Here is a 17,106-nt window from a genome sequence, read left to right as displayed (position 1 = left end):
GAGTTGGCGCGCGGGCATGGGCAACCCAATCTCCTGGGCCTTCTGGCGAATGGAGACATGCCCATGCAGCGCAGGAGCTTCCTTCGACTCACGGCGATGGGCAGCGGACTCCTGGCCCTGGGGCCGGGTTTCTGGCGTTCCGTCTATGCCGCTCCCGCCCGGCCGGGGCCTGGCCCCTACGGTGCCATCTCCGGCGCTCCGGATGCTCAGGGACTGAGGCTGCCGGCGGGCTTCAGTTCACGTATCGTCGCTCGCACCGGACAGCGCGTCCCCGGCACCCGCTACACGTGGCACGCCGCTCCGGATGGCGGCACGTGTTTCCCCACCGACGATGGCGGCTGGGTCTACACCTCCAACTGTGAGTTGCCGCTGATTGGAGGTGCCTCATCGATTCGCTTCGATGGCGGCGGCAACGTGACGAGCGCCTACCGCATCCTCGAGGGCACTCAGCTCAACTGCGCCGGGGGGCCCACGCCCTGGGGCACCTGGTTGTCCTGCGAGGAGTGGGACGGGGGCCATGTCTGGGAATGCAATCCCCAGGAACCCTCACAGGGCCTGCGGCGCAGTGCCCTGGGCACCTTCGCCCACGAGGCCGTCGCCGTGGACCCGGTGGGCATGCGCCTGTACCTGACGGAGGATCGGCCGACGGGGCGGTTCTACCGCTTCACCCCCGCCCAGTGGCCCTCGCTGTCCTCGGGCACCTTGGAGGCCGCGAAGCTGAACGGCAGCGCGCTGGATGGCACCGCCACCTTCAGCTGGGTGAGGGTCTCCGCCTCGCTTCCCGCGTCTCTGCAGCTCGCCCGTTTCCTGACGACCGCGTTCGATGGCGGCGAGGGCTGCTGGTTCGACAGCGGCACCATCTACTTCACGACCAAGGGCGACAATCGCGTCTGGGCCCACACCCCGGCCACCGGCAAGGTGGAGCTCCTCTACGACGACGACCTCCACCCGGAGTCACCGCTGCGCGGCGTGGACAACATCACCGTGTCCCGCTCGGGTGACCTCTACGTGGCTGAGGATGGTGACGACCTCCAGCTGTGCCTCTTCACCCCGGGGCCTGAGCGCTCTGTCGCGCCATTCCTCCAGGTGGTGGGGCACGCGGGCTCCGAACTCACCGGCCCCGCCTTCTGTCCGGATGGCCAGCGGCTGTACTTCAGCTCGCAGCGCGGGGCGGATGGCAACGGCGTCACCTTCGAGGTGCGCGGCCCGTTCCGCTGAAGCCAGGATGCGCCCCGCGCGGCGCTGTTCGTCGCGTGGGGGCGTGTCACGGCGGAGGGCCCGAAGCCATCGAGAGCAAGCGCTCGGCTCCGGGCCCTTCGTCGTTAGGCGAGACGTCGCTGCCGCTCGTACCGCGTCAGGCCGTGGCGGAGCGCACCGCCGCGAGCAGCTCGCCAGAGTCGACGAGCCGGCTCACCGCCTCGATGTCGAGGTGCAGCTCGCGGTCCTTGTCCATGTGGGGGACCTTCGAGCGCACCAGTTCGTACGCCGCGAGGGCGCCCTTGCCGGGCTTCAGCGGCAGGCGGAAGTCCAGGGCCTGCGCCGCCACCAGGATTTCAATCGCGAGGCACGAACGGGCGAAGTCGCTGACCTGACGGCCCTTGAGCGCCGCCGTCATGCCCATGGACACGTGGTCCTCGCGGCCCGCGGATGACGGAATCGAATCCACGGACGCGGGGTGGCTCAGCACGCGGGACTCGGCCACCAACGCGGCGCTGGTCACCTGCGCGATCATGAAGCCGGAGTTCAACCCGGAGTTCTTCGCCAGGAACGCCGGCAGGTTGGACAACGACGGGTTCACGAGCTGCTCCACGCGCCGCTCGCTGATGGACGACAGCTGCGTCAGCGCCATGGCCACCACGTCCATGGCCAGGGAGATGGGCTGGCCGTGGAAGTTGCCGCCCGACACGATGCGCTCCGTGTCCGCGAACACGAGCGGGTTGTCCGTGGCGCTGTTGACCTCCACCTCCAGGATGCGCCGGGAGAACGCGATGCCCTCGCGCGCCGCGCCGTGCACCTGCGGCATGCAGCGCAGGGAGTAGGGGTCCTGCACCTTGCTGCAGTTGACGTGCGACTCCACCAGCTCACTGCCCACCAGGATGCGCCGCAGGTGCGCCGCGACGTCCTTCTGGCCCGGGTGCGCGCGCACGTCGTGAATCTCAGGAATGAAGGGCTTGTGGCTTCCCAGCAGCCCCTCCAGCGTCATGGCGCCCGCGACGTCGGCGATGTCCGCCAGGGACTCCGCGCGAAGCTGGAGCAGGGTGCCCACCGCGCACATGGCCTGCGTGCCGTTCACCAGGGCGAGGCCCTCCTTGGCCTCCAACACCACCGGTTGCAGGCCGGCGCGATCCAGCGCCTGCTTCGCGGGCATCCGCTGGCCCTGGTAGAAGGCTTCACCTTCGCCGATGAAGACGAGCGCCAGGTGCGCCAGCGGCGCGAGGTCCCCAGAGGCGCCCACGCTGCCCCGCTCGGGGACCACGGGTACGACGTCCCGGTTCAGCATGTCCAGCGCCAGGGCCAGCGTCTCCATGCGGATGCCGGAATAGCCCTTGGCGAGCACGTTGCAGCGGAGCAGCAGGAGCGCCCGCGCTTCCGGAAGCGGGAGGGGCGTGCCGACGCCACACGCGTGGGAGAGGATGAGGTTGCGCTGGAGGTCGCGCAGGTCCTTCTTGTCGATGCGGACCTCGGCCAATGTGCCAAAGCCGGTGTTGATGCCGTAGGCGGGCGTGTCTCCGGCGGCGACGCGGTCCACCAGGGCGCGCGAGGCCCGCACGCGGGTGGCGGCGTCGGGCGACAGCTCCACGGTGGCCTCGTTGCGAGCCACCTGGAGGATTTCCTCGAGCTTCAGGGTGTCACCGTCGATGAGGATACGGGGGCGCGACATTCGGGACTCCAATGGGTGCGGCGAAAGGGCGGGCACCCTAACGTAAACGGGTGCGGTGGTGCTGGCCGGCGCTTTACACCCGCCAGCCGGACTCGTATAGCTCCCGCCCGTCTGAAGAGGGAGGTTGCAGGCGCCGTGGCACTCATCGTCCAGAAATACGGCGGTACCTCTGTAGGTGACGTGGCCCGCATCAAGCGCGTGGCGCTGCGCTGCCTGGCCGCCCAGGAGGCGGGGCATGACGTGGTCGTCGTCGTGTCCGCCATGTCCGGCGAGACGAACCGGCTGATGAAACTGGTGGCGCAGATCACCGACCGGCCGGACGAGCGCGAGCAGGACGTGGTCGTCGCCACCGGTGAGCAGGTTTCCATCGGCCTGCTGGCCATGGCCATCCACGCCCAGCAGGGGAAGGCGACCAGCTTTCTCGGCCAACAGGTGCGCATCGTCACCGACAGCACCTTCGCCAAAGCGCGCATCAAGAGCATCGACGCGCAGCCCATCCGCGCCGCGCTGGCCCGGGGCCACATCGTCGTGGTGGCGGGCTTCCAGGGGGTGGACGAGTCCGGCAGCGTCACCACGCTGGGCCGTGGCGGCTCCGACACCACCGCCGTGGCCCTGGCCGCCGCGCTGAACGCGGACGCCTGTGAAATCTATACGGACGTGGACGGCGTCTACACCTCCGACCCCAACATGGTTCCGTCCGCGCGCAAGCTGGACCGCATCACCTACGAGGAGATGCTGGAGCTGGCCAGCGTGGGCGCCAAGGTGTTGCAGATCCGCTCGGTCGAGTTCGCCATGAAGTACAAGGTGCCGCTGTGGGTGAAGTCGTCCTTCACCGATGACCCCGGCACCCTCGTGTGTGAGGAGGACAGTTCCATGGAGGATGTGCTGGTCCGCGGCGTCGCGTATGACCGCAACGAGGCGAAGATCACGGTGTGCGGTGTGCCGGACGTCGCGGGCGCCGCGGCGAAGATCTTCGGACCGCTCGATGAGAAGCACATCGTGGTGGACCTTATCGTGCAGAACCCGTCCAAGGACGGACGCACGGACGTGACCTTCACCGTGGGCAAGGCGGACTTCCTCACCGCGCAGGAAGTGGTGCGGAAGGTCGCCGAGGAGATTGGCGCGTCCGGTATCGAGACGGACGGGGACATCGCGAAGGTGTCCATCGTGGGTGTGGGCATGCGCAATCACTCGGGTGTGGCGGCGCGGATGTTCCGGGCGCTGTCCGCCGAGGGCATCAACATCCAGATGATCTCCACGTCGGAGATCAAGGTGTCCTGCGTGGTCCAGGCCAAGTACACGGAGCTGGCCGTGCGCGCGTTGCACACCTCCTTCGGGTTGGATCAGCCGATGCCGCCGGAAGGCATCTCCGCCGTCTCCGAGATGGCGGCCCTGATGGGCGAGAAGGTCTGAGCGCGTGGCGAGCCGCACCGCCGCGCTCGCCGCCGTCGCGCTGGGGGTGTTGGGCGTGGGTGTCGTCGCGCGCCTGCGCTGGCCGGATGCGGCGCCCGCGTTGGACTGCGCCGCTGAGTCAGTGCGGATCCGTCCGGATGGTGTGGCCACCTGTGGAGACGGCGCCGTGCCGACCGGGGCTCAGGCGCTGGCCCTGGGGCGTCCGTTGGATTTGAACTCGGCGACCGAGGACGAGCTTGCCCTGCTCCCGGGCGTCGGGCGCTCTCTGGCGCGGAGCCTCGTGGAGGCCCGCGAGGAGCAGGGCGGTTTCAAGAGCTGGGACGACGTCGATGCCGTCCGTGGCGTGGGGGCCGCCAAGTTGCAGACCCTCCGGGCGGCCACGGCGCTTGGAGCGCCTCCCGACGCCGGGCCCGTGTGGTAAGCACGTCGAGTGCAGATCTCGTGCCCTCAGTGCTCGATGCAGTACGTCCTCGACTCCCGCTTGCTGCCGCCGGGGGGCGCCTCCGTTCAGTGCACGCGCTGTGGTCACGTGTTCATGGCCACGCCACACGGTGCGCCGCCGCCCTCGCGCTCGACTCCGGCGGTGACGGGCGGGGCGGTGCCCGCGCGCTCGAGCATGAAGTCCACGCAGCTCTTCGCGGGGACTCCCCCTGGCGCCACGGCGGGTTCGTCCGTGACGACGACGCAGTCGTACGGTGCCGTGGCGTCGAAGGGGCAGGGCGCCGACAACGCGACGCAGGCGTTCGGGGCGGTGCCTCCCGTGGCACCGGTTGGAACGACGCAGACCTTCGGAGCCGCTCCGGCAGCGAGCAACGCGACGCAGACGTTTGGCGCGGCGCCTCCCGTGGCACCTGCGGGAACCACGCAGACTTACGGGGCAGCTCCCGCGACGAGCAACGCAACGCAGACGTTCGGAGCGGTGCCTCCGGTTGGAACCACCCAGACTTACGGGGCAGCTCCCGCGACGAGCAACGCAACGCAGACGTTCGGAGCGGTGCCTCCGGTTGGAACCACCCAGACTTACGGGACAGCTCCCGCGACGAGCAACGCAACGCAGACCTTCGGAGCGGTGCCTCCCGTTGGAACCACGCAGACGTTCGGGGCAGCTCCGGCGCCTGGGCGGGGAACTGACAACGCGACACAGGCGTTCGGAGCGGTGCCCCCTGTGGGCAGGACGCAGGCGTTCGGGACGATGCCTTTCAGGGGACCGGCGGCCGACGCTGGCACCTCGTCGCAGGGCGGAACTCCCGGAGCCGGGACACAGATGTTCGGCGCTGTTCCTCCGGTGGCGCCTGTCATTCCCCCCGTAGCAAGGACGCAGACCTACAGCACGGTTTCCGGGCAGCAACAGGGGGCCCCAGGGAGTGCCGGACCTGGCTCCGTGGCACCCGGCAACGCGACCCAGACCTTTGGTGCGTACGCACCTCCTCAGGCTGGCGCTGTCATGATGCCCGACCCGGGTTCCGTGCCCACGCCGCCTCCCGTGAGCCCGATTCACGCCGGTGGGGCGCAGGTATCCCAGGGCTCCGCCTCGGCGGACGGCACCCCCATTGGATTCGCCGAGCCTCCCGCGAGCGACTCCGTGGCTCCATTGGGGCGCAGCCAGACGTTCAGCGCCGTTCAGCCGCCTGCCTCCGAGGCACCTGTGGGGTCGAAGCGAATCGTCGGCTCCGTGCCGCCCGTTCCCGCGCCCGCGAGCCTGTCCGGCGAGGCCCCCACGGTGTCACCGGATACCGCCGAGCCCTTCGTGCGCGTCCGAGCGACGAGCCCCTTTGGTCTGTCACCGCTATCCGGCGTCGACAGTGGCATCCAGCTCCCGCCAGAATCGGAGCCCACCGCGACGCCGGGCGCCGGGGCAGGGGGGCTGAGTTCCCTCAATGACTCCAGTGCCTCGGACCTGGGCCCTCTGGCCGGAGCCGCATCGCGCCGGGCCCCACTGGAGCTCCCTCCGGACCTGATTGCGTCGACCCGTCTGTCGATGGACGGAGCGCGGGCGTTCGAGCACGGCAGCTCCCAGCGAATCCGTCCCCGGGTGGTGCTGGCCATCCTGTTTGGACTCATCGTGGTGGCCTCGCTGGGCTCCGTCGCGCTGAAGAATCGAGGGGTGGAGATCCCCGCCGATGTGGTGGATGCGACGGACCGTGCGTCGGTGCTGCTCCGCCGGGATGACTCCGCCAACCGTCATCAGGCCATCGAGCGGCTGCGAACCATCGCCACCGAGAATCCCGGCTACGTCGACGCCCAGGCCGAGCTGGCGGTAGCGCTCACGCTGAGTCTGTCGGATGTCCAGGCTGATGCCGAGCGTCTGCGTCTCCGGGGCGCTGCCATCGCCCGAGGGCTGGAGGCCGCGGCGAAGATGCGCGTCCTTGCCGACCAGGTGGCTCGCCGCACCGCACTCCAGCAGGAGCAGGACGCCAACGCGCGCGAAATGGCGTCCCTGCGTGACACCACCGACACGCTTCGCAAGGAGCTGGACGTGCAGCTGGCCCAGCTCAGCAAGGCGCCGGAGTCCGAGCCGCCCAGTGCCGCGGCGGCGCGGCTCAAGGCACGCGCCCTCCATGCCTCCGTCCTGGCGGCGCCGGACTCCCTGGCCCTGGCCGAGCGTCTGCGCAACGTGGAGAGCGCACCGTACCCGTGGAGCACGCTGGCTCGGGCCGAGTACGCGCTGGTCGCCGGGTCGCCGCCGGAGTCGCTCGAGGCGGTGGCCAGGGATTTGGAAGCGCTGCGCCAGGCCGACAGCACGCTGCTGCGCGCCTACCTGCTCGGTGCTCGCGTGGCGCTGAAGCTGAAGGACACGGCCGCCGCCCGTTCACTCCTGGACGACGCCGTGGCGCTGAACCCGGACCACCAGGCGGCGGCTCGGCTGATCGCGCAGATTGACGCGGACGCCGCCTCGCCCTGAAACGACGACCGCTTCCGCCGTCTCGAGGGCTGGAAAAAGTCCAGTCCCTCACCCAGTGCAGAGCCCTCCGCGGCGCCACTGCGTGTGATTTCAAGCGCGTGGAAGAGGCACGCCTCTTGCTGAACCCGGACCCGTTTCGAGGACTGGGTGCTGGGAGGCAGGGTTGATGGCGGAGGTCTTCTTCTGGTGTGCCGTGCTGCTGCTAGCACACACTTACTTTCTCTATCCCTTGAGCCTTTTCTTGCTCGAAGGGGCCGCGCAGGTGCTCAAGAACGCCCGCGATGGACGGCGCGCGGAAACAGTCAATCAAGGCTCCGGCGGGCAGCGGGCGTTGCCCTCGGTGAGTCTGGTGGTGGCGGCCTACAACGAGGCTTCGTGCATCCAGCAGAAGCTGGAGAACAGCCTCGCGCTGGCGTACCCGGCGGAGCGGTTCGAGGTGCTCATCGGTTCGGATGGTTCGTCGGACGGGACGGATGACATCGTCCGTGCTTGCTCCGACGCGCGCGTGCGGCTGTCACCGGCGCCTCGGGCGGGCAAGACGACGGTGCTCAACCGCTGCATCCCCATGGCGCAGGGGGACATCGTCGTTCTTTCCGACGCCAACACGATGATTGAACCCGAGGCCATCGAGCGGTTGGTGCGCCACTTCGAGGACCCGGAGGTGGGGGCCGTCTGCGGCAAGCTTCGGCTCTACAACCCCACGAAGCAGGACTACGAGGAGAGCGCGTACTGGAGCTATGAGTCGCTCATCAAGATGTACGAGGGGCGGCGCGGCGCGGTGGTGGGCGCCAACGGCGGCCTCTATGCCATCCGGCGCTCGCTGTTCACCCTGCTGCCGCCGTCCACCATCGTGGACGACTTCGTGATTCCGCTGCGCATCCTGGATCAGGGCTACAAGGTCGTCTACGAAGAGCACGCCGTGGCGCACGAGGAGACAACGGAGGATTATGGCAAGGAGTTCGGCCGTCGGGCGCGCATCGCCGCGGGCAACTTCCAGAGCATCCGCATGGTGCCCGGGCTGTTGCTGCCGACCGCGGGCTTCCCGGCCTTCGCCTTCTGGTCGCACAAGCTGCTGCGCTGGTGCGCCCCCGCGCTGATGGGGATGGCGCTGGTGGCGAACCTGTTCCTGCTGGACCGTCTTTTCTACCAGTTCACCCTGTTCAGCCAGGCGCTGTTCTACGCGCTCGCGTACCTGGGAAAGACGGGGGTGTTGAAGCGGGGCACGGCGAAGAAGGCCGCGTCGGTGGCGTACTACTTCGTGACCATGAACCTGGCCATCGTCGTGGGGTTCTGGCGCTTCCTGCGCAACTCGCAGCGCGCTGCGTGGGACCGGACGGCGCGCGCGTAGTCGGAATCCAGGAGCCCGTTACCGGAGTGCCACGGGGACGGGCTTCTGGGCCTTGGGGCTCTTGGGCAGCACGCTGCCGTAGCCCCCGAAGAGCTGCCCGGTGAGGACGGGCTCGCGGTTGGGGCCCGGGTGCCGGAGCATGTCGTTGAGCACCTCGCCCGTCTTCGGATCCCTCCGAAGGTGCGGGCGTTCCAGGTTCATGCGGTAGCGCACGACGCCTCGGCGCACGCGGTGGATGACGGTGACCGTCCCGCTGGCGCTGACGTTCTCCACGATGCCCACGTGGGTGAGGCCGTCATTGCGGCGCCCGTCGCGGTTCTGGTCATACGTCTCGTTGAAGAAGACGAGGTCGCCCGGGGTCGGCCGCTCTTCCTGGTACACGCGGCCTCGCGAGCGGGCGAAGCGGTACATGGCGGTGACGCCGTTGTCGCCGGGCTGCACGGTTCCCCGAAAGGTGACGCCGGCCTGGGCGTAGACGCCTTCGATGAGGCCGGTGCAGTCGGACGGGTACTTGCGGCCGTTGAGTGCGACTTGCGTCTTGCCCACCAGCGAGCGCGCCGTGGTCACCACCTTGGCGCGGGCATCACCGGCCACGGGGGTGGGGCGCGTGGCCCGGGCCGGCGTCGCGCGGGACTTGCCACCCGACGCCTTGGCCGGGCGGGCGGCCACCGTGCCGGGACGCGCCGCGGGCGCCTCGCGGTTCGCGGTGGCCACCTGCTTGGAAAGGGACTCGCGCGGGAAGGCGGGCGGGGAGGCGGAGCGGTAGCGAAGACTGTAGGAGTCCAGCCATGGCTCCAGCGGCGCGCCCGTGGTGGCGCAGCCGGTCGCCAGCGTGGCGAGGATTCCCATCAGCGTGACTGTCCTCATGGTGCGACCTCCCTGTAGCGTCCTGGGGGCACATGGTCCGCCCGGGAAGCCGTGTCGTCAAAAAACCTACCCAGGCAGCCGTCCGTCCGCGCTTGGGTTTCCGGGTGGGCGCGGGTGCGGTATTGCTCCAGGGACATGGCCTCCTTTCGCCGAGCCCTCGCCGTCCTGTTGCTGGCCACTGGCTGCATCCCCTCGCCGTATGACCGCGCGGCGAAGAAGGACACCATCGACGGCTATCGCGCCTTCCTTCGCGAGTACCCCACACACGCGGACACCGACGCGGCCGAGGCGCGGCTAGAGGAGCTGGAGTTCGAGGAAGCGAAGCGCCTGCACACGGTGATTGCCTACAAGCGCTTCCTGGAGGCGTACCCCGACGCGGCCCAGGCGCGCACGGCGAAGACGCTGTTGGAGGGCCTGCGCTTCAACGGGGCGAAGGAGACGGACACCGTCGCCGGCTGGCGCCAGTTCCTCCAGGAGCACCCGGACGGCGTCCAGCGCGACGAGGCGAAGCGCCTGCTGGCGGAGGCGGAAGCACGTGAGCTGGCCACCACGGAGGATCCGCGCAAGCTGGCGGAGTACCTGCGCGCGTCGCCGGATGATCCCCGCCGCCAGGACGTGGAGGCCCGCCTGGATGCTCAAGCCTTCGCGCAGGCCAAGGCTTCTGGCGCGACGAAGCTCTTCGCGTACCTCAAGGAACACCCGGCCGGCGCGCACCGCGAGGAGGCGCGCGTCCTGCTGCTGCAACTGGAGGTGGAGGGCCTGCTCGTCTCCGGCCTGGTGGACGAGGCCGACGCCCGGGTGAAGGCCCATCCCCTGGGCCCGAAGCTCACCGCCTTCCCGGAGCGGCTGGCCCACGCCCGCGCCGAGCGCGCCGCCCTGGCCCGGCCGGAGCCACTGGCCCAGGCCGCCCACGTGGGGCACTACCTGCGCGGGGTGGAGGACCTGAACCGCGCGCTGGTGGCGCCCGACGCGCTGGACCGCTGGCAGGCCGCGGAGGAGCTGGGGCAGCACGTGTCAGTGCGCGTGTTGGATCCGCTGCTGGAGAGCCTGCGCGCGGCGCGCAACCCGCTGATCCGTCAGCACGCCCTGGAGTCCCTGCGCACGGTGTTGGCGGCGCTGCCCAAGCCCGTGGCGGAGTACGAGGTGGCCTCGCGCCTGGATGCCCTGCGCGAGCGCGCCACCAGCGCGGAGATGTACCTCACGGTGGCGGTGCTGCTGGACCTGTCCGGCCAGTTGGCCCAGGCGTCTACGGAGTACCAGCGCGCCGCCGAGTCGGGCGTGCCGGATCCGGTCATCCTGCGGCGCTGGGTGCAGATTCGCGAGGAGCGGCGCCAGCACTTCTCCTCGGCGGTGGCGGCGCGGCAACTGGCGCTGTGGGCCCTGGAGGTGGCGCAGGAGGAGCCGGTGACGCCCGAAGGGCGTGTTCCCCTGGCGTCGGCGCGGCAGCTCTGCGCGGCGGCCGTCAACGCGAACTTCGCCGCGGCGGCCATTGCCCGCGCCCGGTCCGCGAGCACCGAGTTCCCCGAGGACCTGGCGGAGTTCGAGCGCAAGGCGGCGGACGCCAAGCGGCTGGCGGACGCGCGGCTGGCGGACGCGGAGCTGCTGCTGCGTGAGCAGTCGCCCGGCGTGAAGACGTGCGCGGACCGTGGTGTCCGTGATCGCCTGGAGAACGCCGTGAAGGAGCGCACCGCCGCGCTGGACTCGGTGGCGACGAAGCTGCCGCAGGTGGGGCGGCTGCTCCTGGAGGTGGCCCGGGAGCGGGATCCGTCGCCTCAGGTCCGCGAGGCCGCGTCCGCTCGACTGACCGCGCTCAAGCCGGTGCCCTGATCCGAGTGTCCCGGTGCGCCGGGCCGGTTAGAGTCTGCGTCCCCATGGCCTCCCGCACCGATACGCTCCAGGCTCCGGCCACGACGCCCTCGCTGCGGATCGACTACGCCGCGCTCCTCAACGAGGAGCAGCTGCGGGCGGTGGAGGCGGGGGAGGGGCCCGTGCTGGTGATTGCCGGCGCGGGTTCCGGCAAGACGCGCACGCTGACCTTCCGGGTGGCGCGCATGCTGGAGCGGGGTGTGCCGCCCGAGGGCATCCTCCTGCTCACCTTCACCAACAAGGCGGCCCGGGAGATGACGCGCCGAGTGGAGGAGCTGGCCGGCGCCTTCGTGGACGTGCGGCGCATCCTCGGCGGCACCTTCCACCATGCCGCGCACGTGCTGCTGCGCCAGTACGCGGGCGTGCTGGGCTTCTCCACGAACTTCACCGTGCTGGACCGCGAGGACGCGCGGGACTTGATGGTGACGTGCATCGCCGAGCGCCGGCTCAAGAGCGACAAGCGCTTCCCCCGGCCAGACCTGGTGTTGGACCTGGTTTCCCTGGCGGCCAACCTCCAGCAGCCCGTGTCGCACGTGCTGATGGACCGCCGGCCGCAGATGTTGCCGCTGGCGCCCGAGGTGCTCGCCGCCGCCGCACGATTCCAGCAGCGCAAGGCGCAGATGCACCTGATGGACTTCGATGACCTGCTGGTGCACCTCAAGCGCCTGCTGACGCATCACCCGGACGTGAAGGCGCAGCTCACCGAGCGCTTCCGCTGCGTGCTCGTGGACGAGTACCAGGACACCAACCGGCTCCAGGGGGACCTGGTGGATCTGCTGGCCGGAGAGCGCAAGGACCTCACGGTGGTGGGGGACGACTGCCAGTCCATCTACAGCTTCCGGGGCGCGGACTTCACCAACATCATCGGCTTCCCCGAACGCTACCCGGGCTGCTCCGTCCATGCTCTGACGCGCAACTACCGCTCCACGCCGGAAATCCTGCGCCTGGCCAACACCTCCATCGCGCTCAACACGAATCAGTTCCCCAAGGTGCTGACGGCGGCACGGTCCCCGGGCGTCAAGCCGCTCATCGTCCCCGCCCGGGACGCCGGGGAGCAGGCCGCCTACGTGGCCCAGCGCATCGGTGAACTCCGCGACCAGGGCCTGTCCCTGGAAGACATGGCCGTGCTGTACCGGGCCCACAATCATTCGCTGGAGCTCCAACTGGAGTTGACCCGACGCGGCATCCCCTTCCGGGTGCGCTCCGGCGTCCGCTTCTTCGAGCAGTCCCACATCAAGGACGTGCTGGCCCACGTCCGGCTGGTGAACAACCCGGGGGATGAGCTGGCCTTCAAGCGCGTCATCCGGCGCGTCCCAGGCGTGGGACCGGCGACGGCCGAGCACCTCTGGACCGCGCTGCGCGCATTGCCGGAGGGGACTCCCCTGGCGGAGGGGGTGGCCCATGCGGACGTTCGCGCGCACCTGCCACGCAAGGCTCAGAAGGGATTCCAGGCCTTCGGCGACCTGATGGGGCGGTTGACCCGGCCGGAGGCGTCCCCCTCACCAGGGCGCCTCATCGAGGACGTCCTCGCCGGAGGCTACGCGGACTTCCTCCGGGCGGAGTTCTCCGAGGAGGAGCACCGGGAGGACGACGTCCGACAGCTGGCGGAGTTCGCCGGCCGCTACGAGGACGTGGCGCGCTTCCTGTCGGAGATCGCCCTGGTGTCGGAGTTCGCGGCGGGGGAGGCCTTGAGGGAGGAGGGGCCGGAGGCGTGCCTGACGCTGTCCACCGTCCATCAGGCCAAGGGGCTCGAGTGGCGGGCCGTCTTCGTCTTGTGGCTGGCGGACGGGCGGTTTCCGCTGTCATTGGCCACGCGCCTGCCCGAGGAGGAGGAAGAGGAGCGGCGGCTGTTCTACGTGGCCCTGACCCGGGCGCGGGACACCCTGGCGCTGGTGTACCCCCAGTCGGTGCTGCCCCGGGACGGGGAGCGGATCCTCCTGCGTCCGTCCCGGTTCCTCCAGGAACTGCCCGGCGGGGAGGACGCACCGTTCGACCGGTGCATGCTGTCCACCCTGGAGGCGGAGCCCGAGGCGTCCGTGGGGCAGGATGGTCCCCCTCCGGGTGGCTCGGACCCGGTGGACTGACACCGTCGCCCAGAAACGCGCACTCCCGTGCGCGACGTGATAGACAGTGGAGTCAGGGGCGGCGTCTTTTGGCACGAGCCCCCTCACTTCATGGCGGACAGACCTCGCATCATCGGGATTGACCTCGGAACCACCAACACGCTGGTGGCGTCCGTCCGCAACCGTATCCCGAAGATCGTCCCCACCGACCGCGGCAACCTCACGCTGCCCTCCGTCGTGGCGCTGTCGGCGCGCGGCGACCTGCTGGTGGGCGGGGTGGCCAAGGACCAGATGGTCACCAACCCGAAGAACACGCTCTGGGGAACCAAGCGGCTCATCGGGCGGAAGTACAACTCCAAGACGGTGGAGGAGCTCCGGGGCTACTTCCCCTACGACATCGTCGAGGGCGCCAACGGGGACGCCGCGGTGATGATGGGCGGCAAGCTGTACTCGCTGCCCCATGTGTCCAGCTTCGTGCTGGGCCAGGTGAAGACCATCGCGGAGCAGTTCCTGGGCGGCCCCATCGAGGGGGCGGTCATCTCCGTCCCGGCCTACTACAACGACAACCAGCGCAACGCGGTGAAGGAGGCTGGCCGGCTGGCGGGCTTCGACGTGAAGCGCATCGTCAACGAGCCCACCGCCGCGGCGCTGGCCTACGGCTTCAACCGGGGCCTGGATCAGAAGGTCCTCGTCTACGACCTGGGCGGCGGCACCTTCGACGTGTCCGTGCTGCACCTGGCCGGCAATGTCTTCGAAGTCCTCGCCACCGGCGGTGACACCTTCCTGGGCGGGGCGGACTTCGACAACCGCATCATGGAGTACGCGCTGGAGCGCTTCCGGGAGGAGACCAAGGTCGACCTCAACACGGAGAACCCCATCGCGCTCCAGCGCATCAAGAATGCGGCGGAGGCGGCGAAGATCGACCTCACGCTGATCCCCAACGTCGTCATCGACCTGCCCTACATCGACGAGCGCAAGGGCAAGCCGATGGACATGCGCATCCCCCTGACGCGCGAGTTCCTCAACAGCCTCACCGGCGACCTGGTGGACCGCACCTTCGAGATCTGCGACCGGGTGCTGGCGGAGAAGGGCATCTCCCGCGCGGAGATCGACGAGATCATCCTGGTGGGCGGCCAGAGCCGCATGCCGCTGGTGCAGCAGAAGATCCAGGCGCACTTCGGCAAGGCGCCGCGCAAGGGCGTCCACCCGGACGAGTGCGTGGCCCTGGGCGCGGCGCTGCTGGGCGACTCGCTGGGCAGCATCGACGCGGTGACGCTGCTGGACGCGCTGTCCATGCCCATTGGCTACGCGATGCCCAACGGGCGCGTGAAGCGCATCATCGAGAAGAACTCGCTGATTCCCATGGTGAAGAGCTTCCGCCTGCCTCCTCCCAAGGAGCCGGGCTTGCCCTTCATCGAGCTGGACATCTACCAGGGGGACAGTGACCTGCTGGTGGACAACGAATATCTGGGCACGGTTCGCGTGCCCTCGGCCGCCGCCGGCCGGAAGATCGACTTCCGCCTCACCGAGGAGTGTCTGCTCCAGGTGACGGTGGAGGAAGCGAGCGGCATGCGCAAGGTGGACCTCGCCACCCGCGACACGCCGGAGCAGCTCAAGCGGGCGCTCCAGGAGGTCGCGTCGCGTCACTCACAGCAGGTGCCCAGCTCCAGCAGCAGCGGGAGCGACGACCGGGGGCTCTTCTCCAGTATCAAGAGCATCTTCCGGAGGGGCTAGGAGTCCAGATGGCGAAGTTCCCGTCGAAGGAGTGGGTGGACGAAGCGGTCCGCCTCACCAATGAGGATCCCGAGTGCGCCATGGCCGGCAAGGGCTGGAAGGGCGACTTCGGGGCGGTGGTGGAAGCCGAGCCCGGCAAGCTGGCGAAGGCTTTCGTGGTGCACGTCGTCCCCGGTGACTGCCGCATCGAGAAGGCGCGCGTCCTGGCGGATCCGGACGACCTGGACGAGCTGGAGCCGGTGTACCTGGCCCGCGCGCCCTACAGCGTCTGGAAGCAGCTCCTCAAGGGGACGCTGGACCCGGTGGAGGCGGTGCTCAAGCGCCGCATCTCCATGAAGGGCGACCTGCAGCCGCTGATCGAACGCATGAAGTACAAGGGCATCGCCGACCGCGTCTTCGCGCAGCTGCAGACGCAGTTCATCGACGAGCCCTGAGCGAGAGGCCCCATGGGAATCAAGGACGACCTGAAGAAGCAGGCCCTCAACGTGTCGGGCAAGGCCATGGAGAAGCTCATGGCCGACGACCGCCGCGCCATGGCCATCGCCAACGCCATTGGGAAAGCCCAGCGCGGCAAGCAGGCGCTCGACCGGGGGCAGGAGGAGCTGATGAAGGCGCTGAACTTCGCGCCCCGCAGCGAGTTCAAGGCCCTGGGCAAGCAGCTGTCCGGCCTCAAGCGCCGGCTGCGCGAGCTCGACGAGAAGCTCGGCGCGCTGTAGTCGAAAATGCGTTGACACCTGAGCGGGCGAATGGCATCTACACCCGCGTTCGCCGCTGGCAACACCGGCGGCGGGCAGCAGACAGCAGAAGGGCGTATAGCTCAGCGGTAGAGCACTGCCTTCACACGGCAGGGGTCGCAGGTTCAAACCCTGCTGCGCCCACTCAAGAAAGGCCGTGAGTCCGAATCGGGACTCACGGCCTTTCTGCTTTTGGGGCTCCGCCTTCACCGCCTCGCCAGACGCAAGAAAGCCCACCCCGCATGCTGCGCGGAGTGGGCTTGGAAACGCGGCGTGAGGCCGCGGTGCGGCTCAGACCTTGGTCGCGTCGGCGTCGCCGGTGGGCGTGTTCCGGGCCTTGATGAGCGACGCGACGATGCTCGCGCCCAGCAGGCCAGCGATGACCGACAGGGACACCTCGGGCGGCACCTTCACGAAGTCGATGATCGCCATCTTCGCGCCGACGAAGACGAGCACCGCGGAGAGGCCCACCTTCAGGTAGCTGAACTTCTCCACCGCGCCGGCCAGCATGAAGAACATGGAGCGCAGGCCGAGGATGGCGAAGATGTTGGACGTGAAGACGATGAAGGGGTCCGTCGTCACGGCGAAGATGGCGGGGATGGAGTCGAGCGCGAAGAGGATGTCCGACGCCTCCACCAGCAGGAGCGCCATCAGCAGCGGCGTGGCCAGCTTGCGGCCGTTCTCCACGGTGAAGAAGTGGTGCCCGTCGAAGTTGGGCGTCGAGGGGATGGTCCGCCGGGCCAGACGCATCAGCGCGCCTTCCTCCGGGTTGTCCTCCTTGTTGCGCTGGAGGAAGAGCTTCACGCCCGTGATGATGAGGAAGCCGCCGAAGACGTAGATGAGCCAGTGGAAGCGGGCCAGCATCGCCACGCCCGCGAAAATCATGATGGCTCGCAGCGCCAGCGCGCTCAGGATGCCCCAGAAGAGGACCCGGTGCTGGTACAGCGCGGGGATTCGCAGCGCCGAGAAGATGACGACGAAGACGAAGATGTTGTCGACGGAGAGCGACTTCTCGATGAGGTAGCCGGTGATGAACTGGAGGCCGGGCTCAGGCCCGAACTTCCACCAGACACCCGCGCCGAAGACGAGCGCCAGGCTGACCCACAACGCGCTCCAGCCCAGGGCCTCCTTGAACTTCACCACATGGGCTTTGCGGTGGAAGACGCCGAGATCGAGCGCCAGCATCGCGATGACGAAGGCGATAAAGCCGGCCCACAGGGCCGGGCTGCCAACGCTTGGGAAGGTTTCCATATGGGGGCGTCAGATAGGAGTCATCCGAGCCTTCCGCAAATAGGAAT

14 protein-coding genes and 1 tRNA gene are annotated in these 17,106 nt (G+C 69.1%); 11 read left to right on the top strand and 4 right to left on the bottom strand.

Features of this window, described 5'->3' with window-relative positions; translation table 11 throughout:
• Nucleotides 1–57 precede the first annotated feature (57 nt).
• Complete coding sequence (locus tag FMP39_RS08535) at nt 58–1,218, top strand: alkaline phosphatase PhoX (RefSeq protein WP_141589465.1); 1,161 nt, start codon at nt 58–60, stop codon at nt 1,216–1,218.
• A 136-nt stretch (nt 1,219–1,354) separates the two neighbouring features.
• Here the strand turns inward: FMP39_RS08535 and hutH are convergent, their stop codons facing one another.
• Nucleotides 1,355–2,881: a histidine ammonia-lyase gene (gene hutH / locus FMP39_RS08530; protein WP_141589464.1), complete on the bottom strand. Its 1,527-nt coding sequence runs from the start codon at nt 2,879–2,881 to the stop codon at nt 1,355–1,357.
• A gap of 135 nt (nt 2,882–3,016) precedes the next feature.
• Here hutH and FMP39_RS08525 point away from each other — a divergent pair, with 135 nt between their 5' ends.
• Both FMP39_RS08525 and FMP39_RS08520 read left to right on the top strand, forming a co-directional pair.
• Nucleotides 3,017–4,294, top strand: coding sequence for an aspartate kinase (locus FMP39_RS08525; protein WP_141589463.1), 1,278 nt, complete (start codon nt 3,017–3,019; stop codon nt 4,292–4,294).
• A 4-nt stretch (nt 4,295–4,298) separates the two neighbouring features.
• The gene (locus tag FMP39_RS08520) at nt 4,299–4,715 is read left to right on the top strand and encodes a helix-hairpin-helix domain-containing protein (protein ID WP_141589462.1); all 417 of its coding nucleotides are present in this window, start codon (nt 4,299–4,301) and stop codon (nt 4,713–4,715) included.
• Nucleotides 4,716–4,819: 104 nt separating this feature from the next.
• Here FMP39_RS08520 and FMP39_RS08510 read toward each other — a convergent pair whose 3' ends face one another.
• Nucleotides 4,820–5,023 carry a hypothetical protein gene (locus FMP39_RS08510; protein ID WP_141589537.1) on the bottom strand — a complete coding sequence of 68 codons (204 nt, stop codon included), beginning with the start codon at nt 5,021–5,023 and terminating at the stop codon, nt 4,820–4,822.
• Nucleotides 5,024–5,738: 715 nt separating this feature from the next.
• Here FMP39_RS08510 and FMP39_RS37845 point away from each other — a divergent pair.
• Together FMP39_RS37845 and FMP39_RS08500 are read left to right on the top strand one after the other, a co-directional pair.
• Nucleotides 5,739–7,196, top strand: coding sequence for a lipopolysaccharide assembly protein LapB (locus FMP39_RS37845; protein ID WP_228557803.1), 1,458 nt, complete (start codon nt 5,739–5,741; stop codon nt 7,194–7,196).
• A 166-nt stretch (nt 7,197–7,362) separates the two neighbouring features.
• Nucleotides 7,363–8,544: a glycosyltransferase family 2 protein gene (locus FMP39_RS08500; RefSeq protein ID WP_141589461.1), complete on the top strand. Its 1,182-nt coding sequence runs from the start codon at nt 7,363–7,365 to the stop codon at nt 8,542–8,544.
• A gap of 18 nt (nt 8,545–8,562) precedes the next feature.
• Here FMP39_RS08500 and FMP39_RS08495 read toward each other — a convergent pair whose 3' ends face one another.
• Nucleotides 8,563–9,411, bottom strand: a complete 849-nt coding sequence (locus tag FMP39_RS08495; protein WP_141589460.1) for a CHAP domain-containing protein — start codon at nt 9,409–9,411, stop codon at nt 8,563–8,565.
• A 135-nt stretch (nt 9,412–9,546) separates the two neighbouring features.
• Between FMP39_RS08495 and FMP39_RS08490 the strand changes: the two genes are divergently transcribed.
• The 6 genes from FMP39_RS08490 to FMP39_RS08465 all read left to right on the top strand — a co-directional run bounded on the left by FMP39_RS08490 (nt 9,547) and on the right by FMP39_RS08465 (nt 15,952).
• Complete coding sequence (locus FMP39_RS08490) at nt 9,547–11,238, top strand: HEAT repeat domain-containing protein (protein WP_228557802.1); 1,692 nt, start codon at nt 9,547–9,549, stop codon at nt 11,236–11,238.
• A 44-nt stretch (nt 11,239–11,282) separates the two neighbouring features.
• Nucleotides 11,283–13,361, top strand: coding sequence for an ATP-dependent helicase (locus FMP39_RS08485; protein ID WP_141589458.1), 2,079 nt, complete (start codon nt 11,283–11,285; stop codon nt 13,359–13,361).
• A gap of 90 nt (nt 13,362–13,451) precedes the next feature.
• Nucleotides 13,452–15,074 carry an Hsp70 family protein gene (locus tag FMP39_RS08480; protein WP_141589457.1) on the top strand — a complete coding sequence of 541 codons (1,623 nt, stop codon included), beginning with the start codon at nt 13,452–13,454 and terminating at the stop codon, nt 15,072–15,074.
• Between the two features lie 8 nt (nt 15,075–15,082).
• Complete coding sequence (locus FMP39_RS08475) at nt 15,083–15,508, top strand: hypothetical protein (RefSeq protein ID WP_011553507.1); 426 nt, start codon at nt 15,083–15,085, stop codon at nt 15,506–15,508.
• Nucleotides 15,509–15,520: 12 nt separating this feature from the next.
• The gene (locus tag FMP39_RS08470; RefSeq protein ID WP_011553508.1) at nt 15,521–15,790 is read left to right on the top strand and encodes a hypothetical protein; all 270 of its coding nucleotides are present in this window, start codon (nt 15,521–15,523) and stop codon (nt 15,788–15,790) included.
• A 90-nt stretch (nt 15,791–15,880) separates the two neighbouring features.
• Nucleotides 15,881–15,952: transfer RNA gene (locus tag FMP39_RS08465), tRNA-Val, on the top strand.
• Nucleotides 15,953–16,099: 147 nt separating this feature from the next.
• Here FMP39_RS08465 and FMP39_RS08460 read toward each other — a convergent pair.
• Nucleotides 16,100–17,059, bottom strand: a complete 960-nt coding sequence (locus tag FMP39_RS08460) for a TerC family protein (RefSeq protein ID WP_141589456.1) — start codon at nt 17,057–17,059, stop codon at nt 16,100–16,102.
• Nucleotides 17,060–17,106: the final 47 nt, after the last annotated feature.

Source organism: Myxococcus sp. AB056 (assembly GCF_006547365.1).
GTDB classification, from domain to species: Bacteria; Myxococcota; Myxococcia; order Myxococcales; family Myxococcaceae; genus Myxococcus; species Myxococcus virescens.
The sequence above is the reverse complement of the archived record's forward strand: the minus strand, read 5'-3'. Positions and strand labels throughout refer to the sequence as shown.